This window comes from Streptomyces sp. YS-3 (assembly GCF_045257485.1).
Taxonomy (GTDB): Bacteria; Actinomycetota; Actinomycetes; order Streptomycetales; family Streptomycetaceae; genus Streptomyces.
Window position 1 is genome coordinate 1 of the sequence record NZ_JBJHPC010000372.1, and the last position, 7,237, is coordinate 7,237.

Below are 7,237 nucleotides of genomic sequence, written 5' to 3' on the forward strand. Positions count from 1 at the left end.
GTCCCCATCGACGCCCAGGTCCTGTCGCCCTGCCGGTCCGAAGCAGCACCCACACCGCCAGGGCGTGTCGGCATGCCCCGGGTCGTGCTCGGCCCGTCCGGCGCTTTCCGCAGAGTTTTTCAAGAAGACAGAGGTGTTCCGTGATCCGTGTGTGCGCCAGGCCCGCGCTGGCTCTCGTCCTGATGCTCATCCCGCTGGCCGTCACACCGACGTCCGCGGCGGCGGCACCTCAGACCCTGACCGTGCTGACCTACAACATCCACCACGGCGCGGACTCCGACGACGCCCTCGACCTCGACCGGATCGCGGCCACCGTGAAGGACAGCGGCGCCGACGTGGTCGGCCTCCAGGAGGTGGACCGCCACTACGACGCGCGCAGCGACTTCGTGGACCAGGCGAGCTGGCTCGCGGAGCGCCTCGGGATGCAGGTGGTCTACGGCGCCAACCTCAGCCTCGACCCGCCGCAGGCCGGGGCCCCGCGACGGGAGTACGGGACCGCGATCCTGTCCCGGTTCCCGGTCGTCGAGTCGCACAACACCCCGCTGCCCCGGCCGCGCCAGGGCGAGCAGCGCGGCCTGCTGGAGGCGGACATCAACGTGAACGGCACGGCGGTACGCGTCCTGAACACCCATCTGGAGCACACCTCGCAGACCGAGCGGCTCGCCCAGGCCGACGCCGTCGGCAACGTCATCAAGGGCTCCAGCCGACCCACCGTGCTGATGGGCGACCTCAACGCCCCTCCGGCGGCCGGTGAGGTCGGTACGCTGACCAGGATCCTCGGCGATGTGTGGCCCAAGGCGGGGGACGGCGCCGGGTACACCTTCGACGTCCGCAACCCGCGCAAGCGCATCGACTACGTACTGGCCTCCGCCACCATCACCGCCCGGCAGGCGCGGGTCCTCGACAGCCAGGCCTCCGACCACCTGCCGCTCCGCGCCGAAGTCACCCTGCCCTAGGGCGTGTTGCGAAAGTCCCGCCTGCCCCGCGGCGCCCGGCACGCGCGCTCGCCGCGTTGTCGGGATCGCCCCCGCGGGCACCGGGCCGGTGGTTCGTACGACTCGACCCGCGCCGGGCGGCAGCCGGATTTCTTAGAACCCTCTTATGGGGCAGGACTATTCACGACCCATGAGATCAATCCTCCCGGCCCGCAGCCGCACGTCCCGCCGTGCCGCAGCCCACGGCCTCGCATACACCCTCGTCCTCGCGGCGCTCGCCGGATGCACCACGGCGAACGGCGCCGAGGTCTCCGCCGCCGGTACCGCCGACGGTAAGGTGACCGTCCCCGTCCGGGGCGGCACCGCCGTCATCGACACCGCGTCACTGGCCGTACGGGTGCACCCGGCGGCCGGGGGAGACCTGGAGCTGTCCGGCCCGGCCGCGACCGGCCTCGGCCGGCCCGGCCCGGTCACGCAGGTCCGTGGGGGAGCCCGCTGGACGTACCCCGCGAAGGGCCTGACGGTCACGGCCGTCGCGGAGCGCGGGCGGCTGCGCGTCGACCTGGCCGCCGGGCGCGACGGGGAGGTGCGCTGGCCGGTCACCGGCACCGACGCGTCCGCCTCCGACCTCCAACTGCCGCGCGGCGAGGGCCTGAACATCCCGGTGGGCGACGCGTTCTGGAGCGCCCCCGAGCGCGGGCTCACCGGGGAGCCGATCGACCTGGGCTCCGGCGCCCTCACCATGCCGATGTGGGGCTATACCTATGGCGGGCTGGGCGCCAGCTACCTGGTCCCCACCGACATCGGCACCTCGCTGCGGTTCGCCTCCGAACGGGGCCGGCTGCGCGGCACGGCCACCCACACCTTCGACCGCGGCGACGACACCCGCTCGTACACCGTCACCTTCGCCCTCACTGACGGGAACCCGGTGGCCCCGGCCGTCGACTACCGCGACTGGCTCTCCGAGCACGGCCGGCTCGGCAGTCTCCGCGACAAGATCAGGACCAACCCCGCCGACGGCAGGCTGCTCGGCGCCTTCCACGCCTACCTGTGGGGCGACGCGCGCACCCCGCAGGGCGTCGAGGAGCTGCGCAAGCTGGGCGTGAGCCGGATGTGGCTGGGCTACGACGCCGGGAACGACCCGATGAGCGCCCGGGCCGTGAGCACCGCCCAAAAGAATGGCTACCTCGTCGGCCCGTACGACTCCTTCGCCAACGGGCAGGACCCCGCCACCGCCGACTCCCCGAGCTCGGCGTGGCCCGGCCGGGTCTACCCCGACTACTGCGTGACCGACGCCAAGGGCAAGCCGGAGACCGGGTTCGGCAACCGGGGCTGCTATCTGAGCTCGCAGGCGTTCGAGCGGGCCGAGCCGGGCAGGCACCTCCTCGCGGACCGCACCCGCCACATGGTGGCCAACGGCGCCGACAGCTACTTCCTCGACGTCGACGCGGCCGGGGACCTCTTCCGGGACCACAGCCCCGGCCACCCGATGACCAAGGCGCGGGACCGGGCCAACCGACTCGCCCGGATGAAACGCCTCACCGACAGCGGGCTCGTCCTCGGCTCCGAGTCCGCCGGGGCATGGGCCAACCAGGTGCTCGCCTTCGACCACGGGTCGGCCACCCCCGTCGGGGACGGCCTGTGGGCGCTCCAGCGCGACAAGGAGGTGTGGGGCGGATACGCGCCGGAGAAGGCGCCCAAGACGTTCTTCAAGCCGGTCGACCTGCCCGCCGACCTCGCCCGGGAGATGTACGACCCCAAGTACCGCGTCCCGCTGTACGAGACCGCCCTGCACGGCTCGCTCGTCAACGTCGAGCGCTGGGAGCTCTCCTACGGGAAGCTGCCGCGCCAGAAGGCGGCCCGAGCGATGCTGGCGATGCTCTACAACATCCCGCTGAACTACGTCCTCGACGGGCCGGCCCTAAAGAAGGAAGGGCCCGAACTGGCCGCGCTGCAACGGTACTTCGCCCCGCTGCACCAGAAGGCGGGCACCGAGCGGCTGACGTCCTTCCGCTGGCTGACCGCCGACCGCGCCGTGCAGCGCACCGTCTTCGGCGCCGGTGTGCTGACGGTGACCGCCAACTTCGGCGCCACCGCCTCCCACGGCGTCCCCGCCGGATGCGTCAGCGCGAAGCTGAAGGGCGACCGCGGGCCGAGGCTGCTGTGCCCGAAGGCGGGGTCCTGACCGCCTTGTGCCGACGCGGCGGGGCGGGTGGTCAGCGGAAGAAGCCCGGCGTCGGCAGGCCCGGGCGGAACGGCATGATCACCTGCTCCAGGTGCCGCTGGATCTGCTCGGCCTCCCGGCGCACGTCGCCAGGGACGTCACCCCGTTCCCGTATGAGCTGGGCGTAGATCGGTACGTCACTGTCGCTGTTCACCGCGCGCTGTCCCTCCTGGCCGCCGGCGCGTCCCGCCGGCGGCACGATTTTAGGCGGTGCGCGAGGGCGGTCGGGCACGGCGGGTCCGTTCCTGGCCGGTATCGCGCCCGCCGCGGTGGCCGAGGGGCCCGTCCGGAGCCGGGTCCGTGCACCGGGAGATGGCCACCCCCGTCCCGGATGCGGCGGACGGAGTCGCGGGCGGGCGCGCGGGCGTGAGGCGTGTACGGCCGACGGGGGTCCACGAGCCGGGGGCAGCCTGGCACTTGAGGATCCGTCCGGTGGCCGCACCGGTGGCGACGAGACCCGCGCCGCCCCGGCTGCCGCGACGGGCCGGTCGGTGTCTCGCATATACGCAGGTGACCAGCGGGTGGAACGGGCGCCTGCCCATCGCGGCGGTGAGCTATGTTTTGAGCACACACGGCACGAGAAGGAGGCCCGCCGGTGTCATCGGGGCAGAAGGCGCGCGCCCAGGCGGCTGCGATCACGCCGAGCGGGCAGTCGTCGGACCACGAGCGCCCCGCGGCGGACCGGGTCCGGGCCCTCTTCGACGGCCACCGCCTCTCGCCGGGGCAGCGGCGCATCGCCCAGTACCTGATCGACCACCTCACCGAGGCCGTGTTCCTCTCCATCACCGAGCTCGCCGAGCGGGCCGGGGTGAGCCAGCCGTCCGTGACCCGCTTCGCCGTCTCCCTCGGCTACAGCGGCTATCCGGCGCTGCGGGACGTGCTCCAGCCGATCGCGCTGAGCGCCGTCGCGGGGTCGCCGGAGACCCGCGAGGAGATTCGCCACAACGAGCTCCAGGCGGCGGTGGACGCCGAGATCGAGAACCTGGAGAACGTCCGCAGACTGCTGGCCAACACCAACCAGGTCCTGGAGATCGGCCGCGAGCTGGCCGGTTCGGTCCCGCTCACCGTCCTCGGGCTGCGGATCTCCGTGTCCCTCGCGGAGTACTTCGCGTACGCGGCCCGGCGCATCCACCCCGATGTGCGGCTGGTGACGCGTGGGGGCAGCGTTGCCTACGACGCGCTCCTGCAGTCCCGCTCGGCGGGCGGCACCTGGGTGCTGGCCTTCGCCATGCCCCGGCACGCCAAGGAGACCCTGGCCGCGCTGCGGGCCGCCCGCAGCGCGGGGCTGCGCATCGCGCTGATCACGGACACCACCCTGGGCCCGCTGGTCGACGAGGCCGACGTGGCCTTCACCGCGGGCACCGGCTCGCGACTGGTGTTCGACTCGTACGCGGCGCCGGGCGTGCTCGCCGCGGCTCTGCTCCAGGCGATGGCGGACGCCGATCCGGAGCGGACACAGGCACGGCTCGAAGAGTACGAGCAGGCCGCCGACCAGCACGGTTTCTTCCTGTAGGACCCGATTGGCGCCCGATTCTCCCGTCGGGCTCCTCGGGATCTTCACACCTTACGGGCGCATGAATTTTTTCATACCCTTGTTTACTCAACGGTATATATGTTTACTGAGGCGGAGGCGATCCCCCGATCCCCCAGATGCCAAGGAAGGCGCTTCCCCACGCCCTCCCAGAGCGGACAGCCGACGTGACGCCCCCCTCCTCGCGTCAGCCGGAGGTCCGATCCAGGCTTTCGGATCCGGGCGGACGCCCACGGGCGGCCTCGGCCAACCCCTAGGCCGGGGCCGCCCCTCCCCACCTCTCGATCAGAGTTCGACAACTTCGGAAGCGACGAGAATGCCCCACACGGCCCCCACCATCGCGCTCAGCCCGGACTGGCCCTGTCAGGTCAAGGAACCCGGCACGCGCGACTGGGAACGCACCGCGACCCGCTGGCTGCGCGACCTGCTGCCGGCCCGCTACGCCGGCTACTCGCCGCTGACACGCCACCACGTCATCCTCGCCCGGCACGCGCAGCTCCAGCTCCAGCACGAGATGCGCGCGGTCCGGGTGGCGCTCCAGACCAGCCGCGCCGAACTGCCCACCCTGGGCGTGGCGGAGGCGGTCATCGAGAACACCATCCGCATGTACGCGACGGAGCTGGACCAGCTGGGCCGGCTCGCGCGCGGGGTGCGCCTGGTGACGGACGCCCTGATGGGCGACCACCCGGCCCACCGCAGGATGTAGGCCCCGGCCCCCGCTCAAGTCACGGCCGCACCCAGCGCCACGAAAGCGCAGATCAGCACGGCCAGAATGACCAGCAGGGGCCATACGAAGCGCAGGTATCTGTCATAGCCGACCTTGGCCAGGGCGACGCCGCCGATCGTCACCGCCGTCGTCGGCACCCACAGGTTCATCCACCCGCTCGCCGCCTGCCAGGCGGTGACGACCACCGCGCGCGAGACGCCCGCGAAGTCGGCCAGCGGGGCGAGGATCGGCATGGCGAGGGTGGCGTGGCCGGACGTGGACGGGATCAGGAAGGCCAGCGGCAGGTTCACCACGAAGGCGATGACGGCGAACACGCCCGACGAGGTGCCCTTCACCACGCCCTCGATGGAGTGCAGGACCGTGTCCGTGATCCGCGAGTTGTTCATGATCACGGTGACCCCGCGGGCCAGCATGATGACGAGCGCGGGGGAGACGAAATCCCCCGCGCCCCGCACGATCGTCGAGCTGGTCTTCTGCTCGCCGAGCCGCGCCACCAGCCCGACGAGCACCGCCGCGCACAGGAACAGCGCCGCCAACTGCGGGAAGGACCAGCCCAGTTCGAACGAGTACGGCGTGGCGTCGGCCCTGCCCGTCAGCGCGCTCGACCACGGCACCACCGAGAAGATCATGAAGGCGAAGACGAGGCCGAGCACCACGAGCACGGCCCGGTGCGTGCCGGTGAGCCGGGGCGCCTCGCCCGCCTCCGTCGCCGTCCGCTCGCGGTCGCCGGGCAGGAAGCCGCTCAGCGAACGCCCGGGGACCATCTGGACGCGCCGGGCGTAGCGCACGACGTACGCGATGGTCACCGCCGTCAGCACCACCCACATCACGAAGCGCAGCACGATGCCGTCGCCCAGCGAGATGTCGGCGGCGGAGGAGGCGACACCCGTGGCGAAGGGGTTGACGGTCGAGCAGAGCACGCCCACCCCGGCGCCCAGGATCGCCGTCCCGACCGCCACCATCCGGTCGTAGCCGAGCGCGAGCATCATCGGTACGAGCAGTCCGTAGAACCCGAGCGTCTCCTCGGCGAAGCCCTCCACCGTGCCCAGCACCGAGAAGACCAGCATCACCCCCGCGATCAGCAGGGCCCCGCGCTCGCGCAGCCGGTGGGCGAGGCGCTCGATGCCCCGGTCGAGGGCGCCGGTGGCGAAGACCACGGTGATGAACGCGCCGATCGCCAGGACGAAGAGGAACACCCCCGCGCTGCCGTACAGATCACCGGTCAGATCGGGCCCGACCGCGCCCGAGGTGGTGTCCCGGATGCCGTAGAGACCGTTGACCGGGGCCAGGAAGAGGTCGTTGAGGCGGTCGACGAAGCTCTGGCCGGAGGGGACCCGGTGGTAGGTGCCCTGGACGGGCGCGCCCTTGCCGTTGCGGTCGTACCGGCCCGAGGGGATGAGGAAGGCGAGCAGCCACACGGCGACGGTGACGATCGCGAGGACGGTGAGCGCACTCGGAAACGCGAGCCTCCGCTTCGGTGGCGGCCCGGGCGGCTCCGTCGACGCGGTCTCGCCGGGCCCCATGGGTCCGCCCGGTTCCCCGGGACCGACCGGTTCCAGCGGGCCACCGGACCGGGCCGGTCCGCCCGGCTCGGCCGCCCGGTCAGACCCACTGGGCCCCGCAGACCCACTGGGCCCCGCAGACCCACCGGGCCCAGCCGCCCCACTGGGCCCAGCCGTCCCGTCCGGCTCGGCTGCCCGGTCAGACCCGCCGGACCCCGCAGACCCGACCGGCCCAGCCATCCCACCGGGCCCGGCCGTCCCGTCCGGCTCGGCCGCCCGGTCAGACCCACCGGGCCCTGCAGGCCCACCGGGCCCAGC

Annotated in this window: 6 protein-coding genes; 4 read left to right on the top strand and 2 right to left on the bottom strand. The window is 72.6% G+C overall.

Annotated elements, in window-relative coordinates; all coding sequences use genetic code 11:
• Nucleotides 1-140: 140 nt before the first annotated feature.
• A complete protein-coding gene (locus ACJA3G_RS25360) occupies nt 141-956 on the top strand; it encodes an endonuclease/exonuclease/phosphatase family protein (RefSeq protein WP_406555359.1) in 816 nt (271 codons plus the stop codon).
• 169 nt (nt 957-1,125) lie between these two features.
• The gene (locus ACJA3G_RS25365; protein WP_406555360.1) at nt 1,126-3,120 is read left to right on the top strand and encodes a glycoside hydrolase; all 1,995 of its coding nucleotides are present in this window, start codon (nt 1,126-1,128) and stop codon (nt 3,118-3,120) included.
• Nucleotides 3,121-3,151: 31 nt separating this feature from the next.
• Here ACJA3G_RS25365 and ACJA3G_RS25370 read toward each other — a convergent pair whose 3' ends face one another.
• Nucleotides 3,152-3,313 carry a hypothetical protein gene (locus ACJA3G_RS25370; protein WP_358835241.1) on the bottom strand — a complete coding sequence of 54 codons (162 nt, stop codon included), beginning with the start codon at nt 3,311-3,313 and terminating at the stop codon, nt 3,152-3,154.
• A gap of 441 nt (nt 3,314-3,754) precedes the next feature.
• Here ACJA3G_RS25370 and ACJA3G_RS25375 point away from each other — a divergent pair, with 441 nt between their 5' ends.
• Both ACJA3G_RS25375 and ACJA3G_RS25380 read left to right on the top strand, forming a co-directional pair.
• Entirely contained in the window at nt 3,755-4,672 is a 918-nt protein-coding gene (locus ACJA3G_RS25375; RefSeq protein ID WP_406555361.1) for a MurR/RpiR family transcriptional regulator, read from the top strand.
• A 334-nt stretch (nt 4,673-5,006) separates the two neighbouring features.
• Nucleotides 5,007-5,396 (top strand): hypothetical protein, encoded by a 390-nt coding sequence (locus ACJA3G_RS25380; RefSeq protein ID WP_406555362.1) that lies wholly within the window; start codon nt 5,007-5,009, stop codon nt 5,394-5,396.
• 14 nt (nt 5,397-5,410) lie between these two features.
• On the opposite strand, the gene ACJA3G_RS25385 is transcribed toward ACJA3G_RS25380, so the two are convergent.
• Complete coding sequence (locus tag ACJA3G_RS25385; protein ID WP_406555363.1) at nt 5,411-6,940, bottom strand: YfcC family protein; 1,530 nt, start codon at nt 6,938-6,940, stop codon at nt 5,411-5,413.
• Nucleotides 6,941-7,237: the final 297 nt, after the last annotated feature.